Source organism: Mycobacterium sp. NGS49 (assembly GCF_059812565.1).
Genome location: NZ_JCALCX010000007.1, coordinates 61,787 through 80,696, shown reverse-complemented (window position 1 = coordinate 80,696; position 18,910 = coordinate 61,787). Strand labels below are relative to the sequence as shown.

General features: G+C 66.9%; 12 protein-coding genes. 5 read left to right on the top strand and 7 right to left on the bottom strand.

The window, feature by feature from the left end; translation table 11 throughout:
* The first annotated feature begins 45 nt into the window (after positions 1-45).
* Positions 46-1,695 carry a DNA repair helicase XPB gene (locus AC5Y7D_RS09105; RefSeq protein WP_499923347.1) on the top strand — a complete coding sequence of 550 codons (1,650 nt, stop codon included), beginning with the start codon at positions 46-48 and terminating at the stop codon, positions 1,693-1,695.
* A 163-nt stretch (positions 1,696-1,858) separates the two neighbouring features.
* On the opposite strand, the gene AC5Y7D_RS09100 is transcribed toward AC5Y7D_RS09105, so the two are convergent.
* The gene (locus tag AC5Y7D_RS09100) at positions 1,859-3,004 is read right to left on the bottom strand and encodes a thiolase family protein (protein ID WP_499923346.1); all 1,146 of its coding nucleotides are present in this window, start codon (positions 3,002-3,004) and stop codon (positions 1,859-1,861) included.
* 1 nt (position 3,005) lies between these two features.
* Positions 3,006-3,434: a Zn-ribbon domain-containing OB-fold protein gene (locus AC5Y7D_RS09095; protein WP_499923345.1), complete on the bottom strand. Its 429-nt coding sequence runs from the start codon at positions 3,432-3,434 to the stop codon at positions 3,006-3,008.
* A 144-nt stretch (positions 3,435-3,578) separates the two neighbouring features.
* On the opposite strand from AC5Y7D_RS09095, the gene AC5Y7D_RS09090 reads away from it, so the two are divergent.
* Together AC5Y7D_RS09090 and AC5Y7D_RS09085 are read left to right on the top strand one after the other, a co-directional pair.
* The gene (locus AC5Y7D_RS09090; RefSeq protein ID WP_499923343.1) at positions 3,579-5,474 is read left to right on the top strand and encodes a serine/threonine-protein kinase; all 1,896 of its coding nucleotides are present in this window, start codon (positions 3,579-3,581) and stop codon (positions 5,472-5,474) included.
* Positions 5,475-5,477: 3 nt separating this feature from the next.
* The gene (locus AC5Y7D_RS09085) at positions 5,478-7,355 is read left to right on the top strand and encodes a serine/threonine-protein kinase (RefSeq protein ID WP_499923341.1); all 1,878 of its coding nucleotides are present in this window, start codon (positions 5,478-5,480) and stop codon (positions 7,353-7,355) included.
* On the opposite strand, the gene AC5Y7D_RS09080 is transcribed toward AC5Y7D_RS09085, so the two are convergent.
* Positions 7,352-8,335 carry an LLM class F420-dependent oxidoreductase gene (locus tag AC5Y7D_RS09080; RefSeq protein WP_499923339.1) on the bottom strand — a complete coding sequence of 328 codons (984 nt, stop codon included), beginning with the start codon at positions 8,333-8,335 and terminating at the stop codon, positions 7,352-7,354. The genes AC5Y7D_RS09085 and AC5Y7D_RS09080 overlap by 4 nt on opposite strands.
* 71 nt (positions 8,336-8,406) lie before the next feature.
* Positions 8,407-9,459, bottom strand: coding sequence for an LOG family protein (locus tag AC5Y7D_RS09075; protein ID WP_499923338.1), 1,053 nt, complete (start codon positions 9,457-9,459; stop codon positions 8,407-8,409).
* A gap of 673 nt (positions 9,460-10,132) precedes the next feature.
* Here AC5Y7D_RS09075 and AC5Y7D_RS09070 point away from each other — a divergent pair.
* Positions 10,133-11,791 carry a PE family protein gene (locus tag AC5Y7D_RS09070; protein ID WP_499923337.1) on the top strand — a complete coding sequence of 553 codons (1,659 nt, stop codon included), beginning with the start codon at positions 10,133-10,135 and terminating at the stop codon, positions 11,789-11,791.
* A gap of 30 nt (positions 11,792-11,821) precedes the next feature.
* Here the strand turns inward: AC5Y7D_RS09070 and AC5Y7D_RS09065 are convergent, their stop codons facing one another.
* The 3 genes from AC5Y7D_RS09065 to AC5Y7D_RS09055 form a co-directional block, all read right to left on the bottom strand.
* A complete protein-coding gene (locus AC5Y7D_RS09065) occupies positions 11,822-13,465 on the bottom strand; it encodes a PE family protein (RefSeq protein WP_499923335.1) in 1,644 nt (547 codons plus the stop codon).
* A 380-nt stretch (positions 13,466-13,845) separates the two neighbouring features.
* Positions 13,846-15,990, bottom strand: a complete 2,145-nt coding sequence (locus tag AC5Y7D_RS09060; protein ID WP_499923334.1) for a 3-hydroxyacyl-CoA dehydrogenase NAD-binding domain-containing protein — start codon at positions 15,988-15,990, stop codon at positions 13,846-13,848.
* A 4-nt stretch (positions 15,991-15,994) separates the two neighbouring features.
* Complete coding sequence (locus AC5Y7D_RS09055) at positions 15,995-17,206, bottom strand: acetyl-CoA C-acetyltransferase (protein WP_499923333.1); 1,212 nt, start codon at positions 17,204-17,206, stop codon at positions 15,995-15,997.
* Positions 17,207-17,472: 266 nt separating this feature from the next.
* Between AC5Y7D_RS09055 and AC5Y7D_RS09050 the strand changes: the two genes are divergently transcribed.
* Positions 17,473-18,903: a PE family protein gene (locus AC5Y7D_RS09050; protein WP_499923331.1), complete on the top strand. Its 1,431-nt coding sequence runs from the start codon at positions 17,473-17,475 to the stop codon at positions 18,901-18,903.
* The last annotated feature ends 7 nt before the right edge of the window (positions 18,904-18,910 follow it).

Here is an 18,910-nt window from a genome sequence, read left to right as displayed (position 1 = left end):
CGGCGACGATGCAGAGCGCAGCGATGAGAAGGAGCGGCGCCAGAAATGACTGACGGACCGTTGATTGTGCAGTCTGATAAGACAGTGCTGCTTGAGGTGGAGCACGAGCTGGCCGGGGCGGCGCGCGCCGCCATCGCGCCCTTCGCCGAGTTGGAGCGCGCACCCGAGCACATCCACACCTACCGCATCACGCCGCTGGCGCTGTGGAACGCCCGCGCCGCCGGCCACGACGCCGAGCAGGTGGTCGACGCGCTGGTCAGCTTCTCCCGCTATGCGGTGCCGCAACCGCTGCTGGTCGACATCGTCGACACGATGGCCCGCTACGGGCGGCTGCAACTGGTCAAGCACCCGGCACACGGCTTGACGCTGCTGAGCTTCGATCGCGCCGTCCTGGAAGAGGTGCTGCGCAACAAGAAGATCGCACCGATGCTCGGTACCCGCATCGATGACGACACGGTTGCCGTACACCCCAGCGAGCGCGGCCGGGTCAAGCAGATGCTGCTCAAAATCGGCTGGCCGGCCGAAGATCTCGCCGGCTATGTGGACGGCGAGGCGCACCCGATCAGTCTGGAGCCCGACGGGTGGGAACTGCGTGACTACCAGCAGCTGGCCGCCGACTCGTTCTGGGCCGGCGGCTCGGGGGTGGTGGTGCTGCCCTGTGGGGCCGGCAAGACGCTGGTCGGTGCGGCCGCGATGGCCAAAGCGCAGGCGACGACGCTGATTCTGGTCACCAACATCGTCGCGGCCCGGCAATGGAAGCGCGAGCTGGTGGCACGCACCTCGCTGACCGAGGACGAGATCGGCGAATACTCGGGCGAGCGCAAGGAGATTCGCCCTATCACCATTTCCACCTACCAGATGGTCACCCGCCGCACCAAGGGCGAGTACCGGCACCTGGAACTGTTCGACAGCCGTGACTGGGGCCTGATCATCTACGACGAGGTGCACCTGCTGCCGGCACCGGTGTTCCGGATGACCGCCGACCTGCAATCCAAGCGGCGCCTGGGTCTCACGGCCACATTGATCCGCGAGGACGGCCGCGAAGGTGACGTGTTCTCGCTGATCGGCCCGAAGCGATATGACGCGCCGTGGAAGGACATCGAGGCTCAGGGCTGGATCGCGCCGGCCGAGTGCGTGGAGGTCCGGGTGACCATGACCGATAACGAGCGGATGATCTACGCCACCGCCGAGCCCGAGGAACGCTACAAGCTGTGTTCGACGGTGCACACCAAAATCGCTGTGGTGAAATCGATTCTGAAGAACCACCCGGGTGAGCAGACCCTGGTGATCGGTGCCTATCTCGATCAGCTCGACGAGCTCGGTGCCGAGCTGGGGGCGCCGGTGATCCAGGGGTCGACGAAGACCCGCGAACGCGAAGACCTGTTCGACCAGTTCCGGCGCGGCGAGATCTCGACCCTGGTGGTGTCAAAGGTGGCCAATTTCTCCATCGATCTTCCGGAAGCTTCGGTCGCAGTGCAGGTTTCGGGGACGTTCGGATCGCGCCAGGAGGAGGCTCAGCGATTGGGCCGGCTGCTGCGGCCGAAGGCCGACGGGGGCGGCGCTATCTTCTATTCGGTGGTGGCCCGCGACAGCCTGGACGCCGAATACGCCGCACACCGGCAGCGGTTTCTGGCCGAGCAGGGCTACGGCTACATCATCCGCGACGCCGACGACCTGCTGGGCCCGGCGATCTAGCAGGCTCGCCCACTTCCCGCGCAGGCGCGCCCACTTCCCGCGCAGGCGCGCCCACTTCCCGCGCAGGCGCGCCCACTTCCCGCCAGCAGACGCAAAATCGCACGCGAAACGGCATTTTCGTGCGATTTCACGTCTGCTCGCCGAGCTGGCTGGACCCAGCCCGCTAGAGGGACAGGATCGTGGCCGATGCGGTCCCCGGTGCGCCGTAGACCTGCGCCAGGCCCACCCGGGGGTTGCCCGGCACCTGCCGTTCGCCGGCCTCGCCACGCAGTTGTCGCACCAATTCGTGCATCTGCCGCAGCCCTGACGCCCCGATCGGCTCACCGTTGGCGATCAGTCCGCCGTCGGTGTTGACCGGAATCGAGCCGCGGATCTCGGTGGCACCGTCGGCCACCAGCTTCTCTTGTTCGCCGTCGGCGCACAGACCCGTCTCGGCCATGTGGATCACCTCCGCACCGGCGTCGGTGTCCTGCAACTGGGCGGCGTCGACATCCTCCGGCCCGATGCCCGCCGCCTCGTAGGCGGCCCGGGCCGCATACACCGTAGGTGAGGAGTCGCCGTCCAGCGGAGCGAACGTGGCGTGCACCTCGTAGGCGCCGTAGCGGCGGGTGCGAATCTCGCAGGCCCGCACATACACCGGTTTTTCGGTGTACCTGCGCGCCATATCGGCCCGGCACATGATCACCGCCGCCGCGCCTTCATCGGGTGCGCAAAACATGTACTGCGTCAGCGGGTAGTTCAGCACCGTCGAGTTGAGGATCTCTTCCTCAGGAATCACCTTGCGGCGGAACGCGTTCGGATTCATCGCACCGTTGCGGAAGTTCTTGGCGGCCACCTTGGCCAGTGTCGCCTGCGAGATGTTGTGGTCGTGGATGTACTTGTTGGCTTTCATGCCAAAGAACTTCGTGGTGACGAACTGCCCGTTCTGCGCATACCACTGCGGCAGCGCCAGTTTGGCGGGGTCGTCGGTGAACGCGCCGCGCGGATGCTTGTCCAAACCGATGGCGATACCAAGGTCGTACTTGCCCAACCGGATGGTGTCGGCGGTTTGTTGGATGGCGCTGGCCGCCGTGGCACAGGCATTGAACACGTTGGTGAACGTGATGCCGGTCAGCCCGACCAGGCGGGTCACCGCGTCCGGGTTGGATACCTCGTGACTGCCGCCGAAGCCGAACTGGATGTCCTTCCACTCCAAGCCGGCGTCGGCCAATGCAGACTGAATCGCCTCGGCACCCATCTCCATCGCGGACTTCTCGAACCTGCCGAACGGGTGCAGGCCCACGCCGATGATGGCGACATCGTTGGTCATCTCATGCTCCTGCTGTTGCGACCGGCCGGAACGCGAACGTCATGACTTCAGCGCCCTCGTCGTCCCGAGTCAGCGGCACCATGGTGAGCTCGACCTCCTGGCCGAACTGCAACTTGGCCGGGTCGTTCTCGGTGAGCCGGCCCTCGACCCGGATCACGTCATCAAGCTGGACCAGGCCCACACCGAACGGCACGAAGTCCTTGCCGACGGGCCCCGCGTACGGCGCGCCGGGAGGGAAGCCCTGCGTGGTCCACGCCACCAGCGCGCCGCGCCGCGGCAACAGCACCTCGCTCATCTCGGCGCGACTACAGCGCGGGCAGTACTGCTGAACGGGGAACGTTGTGGCGTTGCAGCTGCCGCAGCGGCTGCCGATCAGCTGAGGGTTCTCGTCGGGCCAGGTAGATATTTCGGGCGCCAGTGCCTTCTGCATCGAGGTCCTCCGTCGAGCAAGAAAAAATCCGACTCACTGAACGCTACAACAGCGTTCCACAGAAACGGAAATCACATTCTCATCCCCGGCGGAACGTTCCGTTGTTCGGTGTCGGGGCGGAAATGCACCAATTACGATTTGGCCATGTCCCTTGAGGTTGGCCAGGAATTCGCCGGATACACGATCCTGCGGGTGTTGGGCGCCGGCGGAATGGGCAGGGTGTATCTGGCAACGCATCCACGCCTGCCCCGCGAGGACGCGCTCAAGGTGCTGCCCGCGGAATACACCGACGATCCTGAATACCGGACGAGGTTTGCCCGCGAGGCCGATCTGGCCGCGGGCTTGTCGCATCCGCACATCGTGCGGATCTACGACCGCGGCGAGAACGACGGCCAGCTGTGGATCTCGATGGACTACGTCCCCGGCACCGACGCCTCCCACCTGCTGTACGAGCGTTATCAGAGCGGTCTGCCCGTCGACGAGGTGGTCGCCATCGTCTCCGCCGTCGCGTCGGCCCTGGACTACGCCCATCACCGCGGGCTGCTGCACCGCGACGTGAAACCCGCGAACATCCTGCTCACCGAACCCGACGGCGGACAAGCGCGTCGCATCTACCTGGCGGACTTCGGCATCGCGCGTCGCATCGATGACGCAACCGGCTTGACGGCCGTCGACGTGGCGGTAGGTACGGTCGCCTACGCCGCACCCGAGCAACTCAAGGGGCAGTCGGTCGACGGGCGCACCGACCAATATGCGCTGGCCTGCACGGCTTATCACTTGTTGACCGGCGCTCCGCCGTTCACCGACAGCAGTCCCACCGTGGTGATTACCCAGCAGATCAGCTCCGCGCCGCCCCCGATCGGCACGCGCCGCCCGGAATTGTCTGGTCTGGACCCGGTGTTCGCCATCGCCCTGGCCAAAGACCCGGGCAACCGCTACGCCAGCTGCAGCGACTTTGCCATGGAACTGGCCAAGCACCTGGTGCCGCATAACTACGACACTCCCGTTGCGTTGCACGCCCAGCACACCCAGCCCGCGATCCCGCTGCCCACGCCGGCGACGCCGGACCCGAAGGGGTGGACCCGACGACCGGCAGTACTGTTCGGCGCCCTGGTGGCCGTCGCGTTGCTGATCGTGGGCGGTGTCTTCGCCGCCGCCACGCTTACCGAAGACCGCAAACAGGCCACCCCACCGCCCGGGTCGACCTCGACGGCGCCGCCGGCCACGCCCGCAGCGGCGGAGGGCCCGTTCACCGGCACCTACCGCGCCGACTTCGGCCCCCTGTCCAACCTGGACGGAACTCCTGCGCCGGATACGGAACCGTCTACGGGCACCTATGGCGTGCGGTCGATGTGCGGCGGCGCCGGTTGCGTCGCAACGGCGTCCCGGCTGAAGGGCGATCCCGCATTCGCCTCCACGATGGTGTTCGACCAACTGGCCGGGAACTGGGTGGCGGTGGCGCTGTCCACCCACCCGTGCCGCAACACCACCAGCGAGATCTGGGAGGTCTTCACGTTGCAGGCGCGTGCCGACGGAAGCCTGACCGGCGACCAGACTCGCACGGCCCGCAACAACTGCCAGGAGAAGCGGACCGTGACCTTCACCCGCACCGGCAACGCCCCGCCCGGTCTGCCCGACCCTGCCACCCTGCCACCTCGAGTGGCGTCACCGGCCGAAGCATTCCGCGGTCACTACGAAATGACACGCACCTTTACCGGCGGAAAGCCCGAGCGGATGGGCGATTCCGGAATCATCACGAACTGCCTACGCACCGGCGACCGGTGCATGAGTTACTTCCATTCCAAGGCCGGCGACGTGCCGCTGATCTTCGCCGGAGGCGGTTGGACGTGGGACGAACTGAGCAGCGGCAAGTGTCCGGACGGCAACCCGGCGACACTGCGGGGCACCGCGACCTTTCCGCTGCCCAAGCCTGCGCAAGATCCGTTGGTGTCACTGGTCGGACGTGGGCACTGGACGCAGACCGGGTCCTGTGCGGTCGACCTCGACTTCGACGAAATATTCACCCGCACCGGCGATTAGCACATGTCACTGAACGTCGGCCAGGTGTTCGCCGGATATACCGTGCTGCGCGTGCTGGGGGCGGGCGGCATGGGCACGGTCTACCTGGCGACGCATCCGCGGCTGCCGCGCGAGGACGCCCTGAAGGTCCTGCCCGCGGAGTTCACCGGCGATGCGGAGTATCGGGCGCGCTTCGCCCGTGAGGCCGATCTGGCGTCGGGTTTGTCCCATCCGCACATTGTCGGGATCCAGGACCGGGGCGAGTACGACGGCCGATTCTGGATCTCGATGGATTACGTCGCAGGCACCGATGCCGATCGCCTGTTGGACGAGCGTTACCAATCGGGCATGCCGGTCGACGAGGTGCTGACCATCGTCACTGCGGTCGCCTCAGCGCTGGACTATGCCCATCACCGCGGCCTGCTGCACCGAGACGTCAAGCCGGCCAACATCTTGCTGGCCGATCCCGACGGGCAGAACCAGCGGGTCTACCTGGCCGACTTCGGCATCGCCCGCCGCATCGACGATTCGGCTGGGCTGACCGAGACCAACGTTGCCGTCGGCACGGTGGCCTATGCCGCGCCGGAGCAACTCAAAGGTGATCCGGTGGACGGTCGGGCCGATCAATATGCATTGGCCTGTACGGCATTTCACCTGCTGACCGGTGCACCGCCGTATCCTGACCCCAATCCCACCGTCGTCATCACCCAGCATGTTTTCGCGCCGCCACCCTCGATAGGGGCTCGCCGTGCCGAACTCGGCGATCTGGATCCGGTGTTTGTGCGGGCAATGGCGAAGGAACCGGCCGACCGATTCGGCAGTTGCAGCGAGTTCGCCACCGAACTTCGCAGACACCTCGGTCCCCCGGTCACCACCAGGGCCGACGCCGTCACCGCGCCCGTCACCGCGCCCGTCGCCGTCCCGAGCCGCAAACGCCCGGTTGCCGTGCTCGCCGCGGTGGCGGGCGTCGCCCTATTGATCGGCGGCGGCCTGATCGTCGGTTCCAGACTCACCCAAAAACCCGTCGCGGCCCCCACGCCGAGCATCTCGACGCAGGCGACCGTCAGTACGCCGCCCCCTACCTCCGCACGGCCGCTGGTTCCCGGCCCGTTGAACGGCGTCTACCGTGCGGATTTCGGCGCCGCCACCGATCTCGACGGCAACGGCCGCGGGCCGGCGCCGGCCACCGGCAGCTACGGGCTCCGCTCGGTGTGCGGGGGTGCCGGATGCGTGGCGACAGCGGCGTATCTGGGCAGTGGCAGTGGGTTCGCCGCGACGATGGTGTTCGACGAGATCGACGGACGGTGGCTGGCGGTGGCCCTTGTCACCGATCAGTGCGGCTCCCTGTCATCGGAGTTTTGGCAGGTGTTCACGCTGCAACTGGATCCTGACGGTTCGCTCACCGGCGAGTTCACCCGTACCAGCGCAAGTACCTGTCGGGATAAGCGACCCGTAACCCTCACTCCCACCGGCAATCTGGACGTCAGCACCGTTGCCGACCCGGTAATCGAGGCGCCGCGGGTGGTATCGCCGGCCGAAGCATTACACGGCCGCTACCGCGTGCTGCGGAGCTTCCCTGACGGAACACCCTCGCAGCCGGGCGATTCCGCGGTGACCACCGCATGTCTGCGCACCGGCGAGCGGTGTATGAGCTACTTCCACGGACAATCCGGAGACTCGCCGCTGGTTTTCGCCAACGGCATCTGGTCGTTGAACGCCGAATCTGACTACCAGTGTCCAGCCGGTGGCACAACGCATTTCAGTGCTATCGCCCAGTTTCCGCTGCCGCAGCCGGCGCAGAATCCGATCCAGGTGCTCACCGGCGACGGACATCAGGAACAAACCGGAGCCTGCGCGGTGAACACCGCTTTCACCCAAACATTCACGCGCACGAGCGATTAACTCAGCGCCGGGATCACTTCCCGTTCGAACAGCTCAATTCCGGATCGGTCGTAGGCAGCTTCGGGGAAGTAGCAGATCGCGTACTCGCAGCCGAGATCGCGAACCTTGGCGAGTCGCTCGATCACCTGCTCGGTGGTGCCCATTGCCGAATCGGGCATACCACCGACCATCGAATCCGCCACCGCGTCCGGCAGATAGCCGTCCAATCGGTCACGCACCCGCTTCTTGCGGTCGTTCACCTCGGCTTCCGATGTCCCGACCACCGCGGTGAAGTTCGCCGATCGCACGATCGCATCGAAATCGGTGCCCAGCTTGCGGCAGTGCCCGGCGAGCACCTCGGACTTGTGGGCGAACGCTCCCAGTTCCGGGGTGAAGTTGGTGTACTGCGCATAAGCCGCGGCGATGCGCAATGTCACCTTCTCACCGCCGCCGGCGATCCACAGCGGAATTCCATTGCTCTGCAGCGGCTTCGGTGCCACGATGGCGCCGTCGACCTGGTACTGCTTACCCGCGAAGCTGACTCTGCCGTCGCGCCAGGCGTCGCGCATGATCTGCACGCCCTCGTCCAGGCGTGCCAGCCGCACACCGGCAGACGGGAATCCATAACCGTACGCACGCCACTCGTGTTCGTACCAGCCGCCACCGATGCCCATCTGGATGCGGCCGCCGGAGATGATGTCGGCGGTGGCCGCAACCTTGGCGAGGTACACCGGGTTCCGATAGCTCATCGCGGTGCACATCTGGCCCAGCTTGATTCGCGACGTGACCGCGGCGTACGCCGACATCAACGACCACGCCTCGTGGGTGGCCTCGTCGCTGGGCAGCGGGACGGTGTGGAAGTGGTCGTAGACCCACAGCGAATCCCAGACTCCGCCGTCGGCGTAGGTTGCCAGATCGCGCATCACCGCCCAGTGCCGCTCGGGTTCGATGCCGACGAGGTCCATCCGCCAGCCCTGCGGGATGAAGAGACCGAAACGCATAGACGGACTCTAGCCCCAGCTTCACGATGTTCGGACGCTCGGCGTCCAGGGTCACGTCAGCTTGGAGCTCATTAATGCGCGGCATCCGCCTCGCGGTCGTAATTCCACAACTCGCGGGCACGCGAATGCCGTCGTTCGAGTTTTGGCGCATGGCTCTCGAACGCGGTGATCACTTCTTTGACCGTCGTGACGAAATGCAGAAAGGTCCGGTCCGTACCGGCGAAAAGATTATCGAGTATGGGTTTGACTGGAAATCTCGCGGACCAGCTACTGTCAAGGTCAAGAAACACCATAGGGCGGTGATCACCTGCAGTGCTGTAGTAATTCTGGGCAGCGTCCTGAAATATTTCTTGAAGTGTTCCGGCCTTCCCCGGCGCATAGAGAACACCGTAAAGCGCAACAGCCAACAAGCCATCCTCCCGGATGGAGTTATCGAAATACTTGGCATGCCTATATGCGAGCGGCGTCGGCGTCTCGTAGCCGTATAACCAGGTTGGAATTCCGATAGATACCGGCCGCGTGTCCAAGCCGCTGGCCACGGCGAACGCGGGGGTTTGCCACCGGTGCAGAGCTGCCAGCGATTCTGGGCAGAAGCTGCCGCCTTTGATCAGTTCGCTCGGCTTCAAGGGGAAGGTGAGCGCGGCGGTGTCTGAGGCGATGCGGGTCAAAGCCGCCTCTAGCTCCGATGGCGCGGCGTTGGCGAACGATGCACCTAGGTGAGCGGCTTCCATCGCGCCGGGCCCGCCACCGGACAGGACCGTAAAGCCTGCCCGGGTGAGCGCTGCCGCGCATTCGGCCACGAGGCGATAACCGTGATCGTTGCGAGCCATCTCGTGACCGCCCATCACGGCCACCGGACGGGCTGCAGCGAGTTGCCTCGACAGCGACCTGGTGATCGAAACATCGTGCAGTGCACGCGATTTGGCGACTTGTTCATGCTGCGGATTCCGCAGACCCTGCACGGCCGCGCTGAGGTACGCGCGGGCATCCAGGGTGGCCGCATACGACCCTGGGTCGCGCTCTGACCAGCCATCGAGGAGTGACGGCACATCGTAGAGAGACGCACGCGGGGGCGGTACGAAGTCGGCGTCTGCGCGGCTGATGACGCCTACGGGTCCTGACATGCGTCCGCACTCCTCGCTCGTCGCAGCGTCCGCTACCCAGAAGATGACCGTGCGGTTCAGGTTCGGAGAGGTTTATCACGGGATCTCAGCCGCCAGGTCACACCGAAATTCGACGGCCCGATACATCCCATCGACACAGGTTAACGGCAACTTCGACCTTGTAACAGAGTCCGCTCGACTTTCAGTTGTCTTTGCGCACGTCCCCGATATCGGCTGCACAGTCCGACCCGCGAAGCGGCTCGATCGGTAGCGCTGCGCAGCCCTGAGCCCGTAGTTACCTCCGACCGTCCATCGCAGCGTCGATGGTCGCGCTGACAGTTGGCTGGGCGCCTGTTGACCACCGAATTGCGTTTCTTGGCAGGGCTTGTCAAGTCGGTGAGCGTCGTCCTGGCTTGGTAGCACTGCAACCGCCGGCAGCGCGACCGGCCGAGCGGCAGCCCGGTAAGCGTCGTTGGCCGCCGCTACAGCCGAAGCCGAGGCTGGGGATGCAGACACGCCGCCACCCGTCGAGATCGCGGTCGACAAGGCGACCATCACCGCAGGGGCAACGTTTGCCGAATTGCCAGCCCAACCCGCAGGCAACCCCATTGAATTTCCAGCGGAATACCGTCCACCCGGTACCGAAAGCCGATAGCCTCGGCGGCGGGCCTATCGATCGCGAGAGGACACACCCATGGGATTCGTGACAACCGCGCCGGAGTTCATTGATTTCGCCGCGACAGACTTGACGCGTATCGGTTCTTCGATAGCGACGGCAAACGCCACCGCGGCCCAACAGACGACGGGTTTGTTAGCCGCCGGGGCGGACGAGATCTCCGCGGTGGTCGCGGGCATTTTCGAAATGCATGCCCAGAATTATCAGGCGGTCGGCCTGCAGGCGGCGTCGTTCCATCAGCAGTTGGTTCAGACGTTGACCGCAGGAGCAAGCGCGTACGCCAGCGCGGAGGCGGCCAATGCATCTCCACTGCAGCAGCTGCTCAACGTGATCAATGCACCTACCCAAACGTTGCTTGGGCGTCCGCTGATCGGCAACGGCGTTGATGGTGCGCCGGGTACCGGCCAGAACGGTGGAGCAGGCGGGCTGCTGTTCGGCAACGGCGGCAATGGCGGGTCCGGGGTTCCAGGAGGTCCTGGGGGCACCGGCGGGCCCGCGGGCCTGTGGGGTGCGGGCGGCGCGGGCGGCGCGGGTGGTGCCGGCGTCGCCGGCGCAGTCGGTCAACCCGGCACTGCCGGCGGTACTGGCGGAGCAGGTGGTGCTGGCGGGATCCTGTTCGGCGATGGCGGCCGCGGCGGATCGGGTGGGGCCGGCGGGCAGGCCGGGGCGGCTGCGGTAGGAGCAAATGGCAACGACGGCGGAAACGGGGGCGCCGGTGGCGCCGCTGGGCGCGCCGGGCTGCTGATCGGTACAGGTGGAGCTGGTGGCAGCGGCGGGAACGGTGGCGATAGCACCGGTACCGATGCTCCTGCTGGCACCGGCGGTAGGGCCGGTTTGGGCGGGGCCGGTGCTGATGGCGCCAACGGCGGGTACTTGTACGGCGATGGCGGGCTCGGCGGAAATGCCGGAGACGGCGGGAATGGCATCGTGGACGCGAACGCCACGCAGGCCGCCCGAGGGGGCGGCGTAGTCAGTAATGGGGGCAATGGCGGAAGCGCCGTCTTATTCGGCAATGGCGGGGCCGGCGGCCACGGCGGGTCCGGCGGCGATGGCGTAGTCGGCAAGGTCCTTGGTGGCGCCGGTGGGGACAGTGATGGTCACGGCGGCAACGGCGGCAACGGCGGCATGCTATACGGCAACGGTGGGCAGGGCGGGTTCGGCGGGAGCGGCGGCAGCGGTGGCAGCGGCGCTGGTGCCGGCGGCAACGGCGGCAGCGCCGGCGCAGGTGGCAATGGCGGGATGAGCGGCATCATCGGCAATGGCGGCAACGCCGGCAATGGCGGCAACGGTGGCGACAGTGGCACCGGCGGAATCATCCTGGGGACTGGCAATGGCCAACACGGCGGGTTGGGCGGCAACGCCAGATTCTTCGGTAATGGCGGTGCCGGCGGCAACGGGGGCACCTCCGGCGCGCTCGGCTCGGTGATAGAAGCTGCCAACGGCGGGCGCGGCGGTAATGGCGGATTGTTCTTCGGCAACGGCGGCAGCGGCGGCAACGCCGGCGCCACTTCGAGCCTTCCGCTTATTTCCCAAAGTGGTTTCGGCGGCGACGGCGGTAGCGCCCAGTGGATCGGCAACGGCGGAAACGGCGGTGCGGGCGTCAACGGGCAACCCGGCGGGCAGGGTGGCAAACGCGGGCTGCTGGCTGGTATGCCTGGCGTAGCCGGGCCGCCGTAGCCGACGCGCACTGCGCAAGCGCGGTACCCACTACCCGGTGAAGCCGCCGAACACGCCGCCACTGCCACCGGTGCCGGCCTTTCCGCCGTTGACACCGTTGCCGCCATTGCCGCCGATTCCCACCAGCGACGGATTGAAGGCTCCGTCGGCAATCAACCCGGCATTGCCGCCGTTGCCGCCGTCGGCAGGCCCGACGCCAGTGCCGGCGTCGCCACCGTTCCCGCCGATGCCCAGGCTGAGCAGGCCGCCACCGTCACCGCCATCGCCGCCATTGCCGCCAGTCCCGCCGGCCGAACCACCGCCGTCACCGCCCGTGCCGCCGGCCCCGGCGCCGACGAGCGCAGCGCCCTGACCACCCTGCCCGCCCACCCCGCCGGTAGTTCCGAACCCGCCGCGGCCCCCGACACCGCCGGCGCCCAAGCCGACGAGCGCAGCGCCCTGACCACCCTGCCCACCCCCGCCCCCGGTAGCTGCGGCGCCACCTAGGCCGCCGAATCCCCCTACGCCGATGCCCACGAAAGCGGCGCCCGTGCCGCCCCCGCCGCCCGCGCCACCGGTGCCGAGGGCGACGCCACCCAAGCCACCCGCGCCGCCTTGGGCATAGCCAACCCAGGCGCTGCTGTCGCCGCCAACGCCACCGACACCGCCGGTGCCGACAAGGCCGACACCGGAGCCGATGCTGGCGCCGCCATCACCGCCGTTCCCGCCAAGGCCGAACAACAGCCCTTGTGCGGCGCCGCCCACGCCCCCGGCGCCGCCGGCGATGCCGCCCACTCCGCCCGCGCCTCCGTGACCACCCTGCCCGACGAGCAGACCGCGTGCCGTACCGCCGGCGCCTCCGGTACCTCCCGTTCCAGTCACGGCGTTACCGCCGGCGCCGCCGTCACCGCCCGGCCCAAGAAGAACACCACCGGTACCACCGTGGCCGCCCACCCCGCCCGTTCCAGAGGTGAAGGTGTTGGGGCCGCCGGCCCCACCGTTGCCGCCCCAGCCGAACAATCCCGCGTTGCCGCCCGCGCCACCAGCGCCGCCGATGCCGACGACGCCACCCCTTCCGACAACCGCCGCACCGCCGACGCCACCAGCGCCGCCGTTGCCGAGCAGCCATCCGCCGGCACCACCGGCTCCCCCGGCGGCTCCGGGCCCGCCGGCACCACCTTTGCCGCCGTTGCCGATCAAGCCCGCAGCACCACCGGCACCGCCGGCCAGCCCGTCAGCCGTTTGGGAGAAACCGTTCCCGCCGTTGCCGTACAAGATGCCACCGGCAGCGCCATTGGGACTCGCTACCGATCCATTAGCACCGTTGCCAATCAGCGGACGCCCGAACAATGTCTCGGTAGGCGCGTTGATCACGCCCAGCAGGTTCTGCTCCAACGCCTGCAGTGGCGCAGCACCGGCCGCCTCCGCGGCAGCGTACGCCCCACCGGCAGCATTCATCGTTTGCACAAGTCCGCGATGTAGCTCCGCAGCCTTGGCGCTCAACGACTGATATTGCGCGCCGTAACCGCTGAACAGCGACGCAACAGCTGCCGACACCTCATCGGCGCCGGCCACCAGCACTCGAGTTGTCGACGTCGCCGCCGCGGCGTTCGCCGCACTCAGCGACGTACCGATGCCGGCGATGCTCTGCGCTGCCGACGCCAGCAGTTCCGGAGCGGCGATCACAAACGACATCAAATCCATCCTCTCCACGGCATATGAACGGCCAGCTTCCCATACGCGCAATTGCAATTTCAACGCTAGCTCGACGAACAATTGACGATTATTGAGGGCAATTTGCAGGTATAGGAGCAACACGTGTGAAAGTTACGGTTACGTAGGCAAAAGCGACGGTTACGTAAGTGGAAGTGACGGTTCCGTATTTTTCTTGATAGAGCTTGGTCGAATTGCTGTCGGCAAAAGCGATACAACATCATTTCTTGAGCTGGCAGCGCTGCACGGCCGGGCAGCGGCGACAACGGGGACGGGCTGCCTGGGCGACCTTGTGGCGCGAACAGACACAAAATCGCCCATTTTGCTAGGCAAAAGGGCGATTTTGCGACTGCTCGGCAGTGTTAGGTGAGTGAGTCCGGCGGCAGGAAGCGGTCGCCGTACTTCTCGGCCAGCTCGCGGGCGCGGGCCACGAAGGCTTCCTTGCCCCGGCCGAGCGGGCCCTCGTAACCGAGGATGTACTGCGCGCTACCACCGGTCCACGGCGGGAACCCAATGCCCATGATCGATCCGATGTTGGCATCAGCCGTAGTCATCAGCACGTTCTCGTCGAGGCACTTCTGGGTTTCCAGCGCCTCGGCGAACAGCATCCGGTCGATCATGTCCTGCAGCGGCGGCTCCGAGGAACCGGACTTGAAGGTCTCCCGCAACCCCGGCCACAAGCCGGAACGCTTGCCGTCGGAGTACTCGTAGAACCCGGCACCCTTCAGACGGCCCGAGCGGCCGAGCTCAATCATCTTCTCCACCACGGCTTCTGCCGGGTGGGGCTCGTACTTGCCGCCCGCATCCTCGACACCCTTACGGGTAGCTGCGGCGATCTTGTGCATCAGCTCCAGATTGAGCTCGTCGGAGAGCTGCAGCGGCGGCGCCGGGTAACCGGCCTGCGAACCGGCCTGCTCGATGCTGGACGGCTCCACGCCTTCGCCGAGCATGGCCAACGCCTCGTTGACGAAGGTGCCGATGACGCGTGAGGTGAAGAAGCCGCGGCTGTCGTTGACCACGATCGGGGTCTTGCCGATGGCCAGCGTGTAGTCGAACACCCGGGCCAGCGCCTCGTCAGAAGTCTTCTCGCCCTTGATGATTTCCACCAGCGGCATCTTGTCGACCGGCGAGAAGAAGTGAATCCCGATGAAGTCTTCCTGCCGCTTGACGCCGGTCGCCAGACCGGTGATCGGCAGCGTCGAGGTGTTCGAGCCCAGCAATGCGTTGGGCTCGACGATGTCCTCGATCTCCTGGAAGACCTTGTGCTTGAGCTCCTGGCTCTCGAACACCGCCTCGATCACGAAGTCGACACCCTTGAAGTCAGCAGGGTCAGCGGTCGGGGTGATGCGGGCCAGCAGAGCGTCACTGCGCTCCTGCGTGGTGCGGCCCCGCTCCAGCGCCTTGGCTTCCAGCTTCTGCGAGTAGCCCTTGCCCTTTTCCGCGGCTTCGATGCTGACGTCCTTGAGCACCACGTCGTAACCGGCCTTGGCCGAGACGTAGGCGATCCCGGCGCCCATCATGCCGGCGCCGAGCACGCCGATCTTGTTGATCTTGACCGGCTCGATGCCGTCCGGGCGTGACTTGCCGGCGTTGATGGCCTGCAGGTCGAAGAAGAACGCCTGGATCATGTTCTTCGACACCTGGCCGGTGACCAGCGTGGTGAAGTACCGGCTCTCGATGCGGCTGGCGGTGTCGAAGTCGACCTGGGCACCCTCGACCGCGGCCGACAGGATCGCCTTCGGCGCCGGCATCGGCGCACCCTTGATCTGCTTGCGCAGCAACGCGGGGAACGACGGCAGGATCGACGCCAAGCCCGGCGACGACGGTGTGCCGCCGGGCATCTTGTAGCCCTTCTTGTCCCACGGCTGCTCGTGGCTGTCGGGGTTGGCCTTGATCCACGCCTTGGCGGCCGGCACCAACTCCTCGACGGTCGGCAGCAACTCGTCGATCAGTCCGAGTTCCTTGGCCTTGGCCGGCTTGAACCGGGTGCCCTGCGACAGGATGTTGACGAAGGCGTTCTGGATGCCGAACATGCGCACGGTGCGGGTGACACCGCCGGCGCCCGGGAGCAGACCCAGCGTCGCCTCGGGGAATCCGAACTGCGACCCCTTGACGTCGGCCGCAATCCGGTGATGGCACGCCAGTGCAATTTCGAGGCCGCCGCCCAGTGCTGCGCCGTTGAGGGCCGCCACGACGGGCTTGCCCAAGGTCTCCAGCGTACGCAGTTGCTTCTTGACGTTCTCGACCATGTCGAAGGCCTCACCGGCGTTCTCCGGCCCGATCTGGATCATGCTCTTGACGTCACCGCCGGCGAAGAAGGTCTTCTTGGCGCTGGTGATCACCACGCCGGTGATCGAATCCTTCTCGGCGACAAGACGATCCACCGTCTTGCCCATCGACTCGATGTAAGCCTCGTTCATCACGTTGGCTGACCCCGACGGGTCGTCCAGCGTCAGGGTGACGATTCCGTCGTCGTCCTTATCCCACTGAATGGTGTTGTCGGCCATGTACTTACACCCTCTCGATGATCGTCGCGACACCCATGCCGCCGCCAATACAGAGCGTCACCAGCGCGCGCCGGGCGTTGCGGCGCTCCAGCTCGTCGACCATGGTGCCCAGGATCATCGCGCCGGTGGCACCCAGCGGGTGGCCCATGGCGATCGCGCCGCCGTTGACGTTGAGCTTCTCGTCGGGGATGTTCAGGTCCTTCTGGAACTTCAGCACCACCGACGCGAACGCCTCGTTGAGCTCGAACAGGTCGATGTCGTCGACGGTCAGGCCGGCGCGGTCGAGCACCTTGCGGGTGGCCGGTGTCGGACCGGTCAGCATGATGACCGGGTCGGCGCCGCTGGTCGCGGTTGCGACGATGCGCGCACGCGGAGTCAGGCCCTGCGACTTGCCCGCGGCCTCGCTACCGATCAGCACCAGCGCGGCGCCGTCGACGATGCCCGAGCTGTTGCCACCGGTGTGCACGTGGTTGATCTTCTCCACCCAGTGGTACTTCTGCAGCGCCACGTCGTCGAAGCCACCCATGGCCGCGAGGGCCTCGAAGGCCGGCTTCAGCTTGCCCAGGTTTTCCTTGGTGGTGTCGGGCCGCATGTGCTCGTCGTGGTCGAGGATCAGCAGACCGTTCTGGTCGCGGACCGGCACGACGGACTTGGCGAAGTAACCGCCCGACCACGCCTCGGCGGCCTTCTGCTGGCTGCGCAGCGCGTAGTTGTCCACGTCATCGCGGGAGAAGCCCTCGATGGTGGCGATCAGGTCGGCGCCGATGCCCTGCGGGACGAACATCACGTCGTAGTTGGTGGCCGGGTCCAGGCCCATGGCGCCACCGTCGGAGCCCATCGGCACCCGGCTCATCGACTCGACGCCGCCGGCGAGCACCATGTCGTCCCAGCCCGAGCGCACCTTCTGCGCGGCGGTGTTGACGGCCTCGAGGCCGGAGGCGCAGAAGCGGTTGAGCTGCACGCCACCGGAGGTGACCGGCATGCCGGAGGCCAGCACCGCGGCGCGGGCGATGTCGCCACCCTGGTCGCCCACGGGTGAGACGCATCCCAGGATGACGTCGCTGATCAGGTTCTCGTCGAGGTCGGGGTTGCGTTTGCGCAGTTCCTCGATGAGACCCACGACCAGGTTCAGTGGCTTGACTTCGTTCAGCGCGCCGTTTCGCTGCTTGCCGCGCGGCGTACGGATGGCCTCATAGATGAAGGCTTCTTCGGACATGTCGGTTTCCTGTTCCAAAAAGGGGGTTTGGATCCGTCTTAAAGATTAGGTCCAGCAGGGGAACACTAACAGGGGCTTCGGCCAACCTGTTGGTTGGGCGGGAGCGTGACGAGTCCCAGCAGTCCCGTAAAGGGGTTCACCAGAAGTTAATCAATTCCTCGAATCTTGATCTGGAATTATTGCCGACCGAAGATACGGTGTCACAGCGCCACGGATCGCAGGTGCTCAGAAGTTGCCCTTTGCTGGTCAGAGATCGGAGATCATTCTTGACTTACGTACTGGCGGCACCAGAGGCGCTGGCTGCGGGGGCAACAGACGTGACGGCCATAGGTTCGGCGATCGACGCCGCCAACGCCGCCGCGGCGGTTCCGATCATCGGGGTGCTGGCGGCGGGGAGTGACGAGGTATCCGCGGCAGTCGCATCGCTTTTTTCGGCACACGGACAGGCCTACCAGGCGCTGAGCGCTCGGGTAGCGGCGTTGCACGTCCAGTTCGTCGAGGCGCTGAGGGCCGGCGGCGCTGTCTACGCCGGGGCCGAGGCCGCGAATGCCGTGTCACTGCAAACCGTCGGGCAGCAAGCCCTCAATCTCCTCAATGCGCCCAGCCTGACGGTGTTGGGGCGCCCCCTGATCGGCAACGGAGCCGACGCGACTGTGCCGGGGCAGTCCGGCGGAAGCGGCGGGGTCCTGTACGGCAGCGGTGGTGCTGGCGCGCCGGGCGCAGCAGGGCAGCGTGGCGGCTCAGGTGGCAATGCGGGGCTCATCGGCAACGGCGGAGCCGGCGGTGCGGGCGGAGCAGGCGCGCCCGGCGGAGCTGGCGGGGCCGGCGGGCTGTTATACGGCAACGGCGGCATCGGTGGGATCGGTTCGTTCGGGCAGCCTGGCGGCTCGGGTGGTAATGCGGGCCTTTTCGGAAACGGCGGGGCCGGCGGGACCAGCGAAGCCTGGGGTGCAGGCGCAGGCGGCGCAGGTGGTGCCGGTGGACTGCTGTACGGAAACGGCGGGATCGGCGGGGACGGAAGCGGCGCGAGCACCGCCGCCGGAAGGGATATGGGCGGGGCCGGCGGGGTCGGCGGGGCCGCCGGGCTGTTCGGTGCCGGCGGGGCCGGCGGCGGCGGTGGGAACGGGACGGAGGCGGGGACCGGCATCGGAGGGACCGGGGGAGCGGGCGGCAACGGAGGGCGCGGCGGGCTGCTGTTCGGTTGGGGTGGCAACGGTGGCACCGGCGGGGGCGGCGGCAATCTCATCGGTAGCAGCGCCACCGGAGGAGTTGGAGGCGAAGGCGGTGCAGGTGGCGATGGCGGATTCTTCGGCTTCGGAGGCGGCGGCGGTATCGGTGGCTTCGGCGGCGGTGGCAACGGCGACAAGATGGGGATCGGCGGCGGCGGCGGCGCAGGTGGCGGTGTCGGGTTGATCGGTATCGGCGGCTCGGGCGGCATTGGTGGCGCCGGCGGAACCGGCAACAACCCGCTGCTCAATGCGCCCGGCGGGTCGGGCGGCACGGGCGGTGACGGTGGTGATGTGGGGCTGGTCGGACTCGGCGGCGCCGGCGGCGCAGGGGGCGCCGGCGGCGCCGGTATCGGTGTGGGCGTGCCCGGCGGGGCTGGCGCCGCAGGCGGTGACGGCGGTGCTGTCGGGCTGATCGGCTTTGCCGGAACCGCTGGGAGTTCTGGACCGCCCGGCCTCGCAGGCCAGTAGCTGGCGC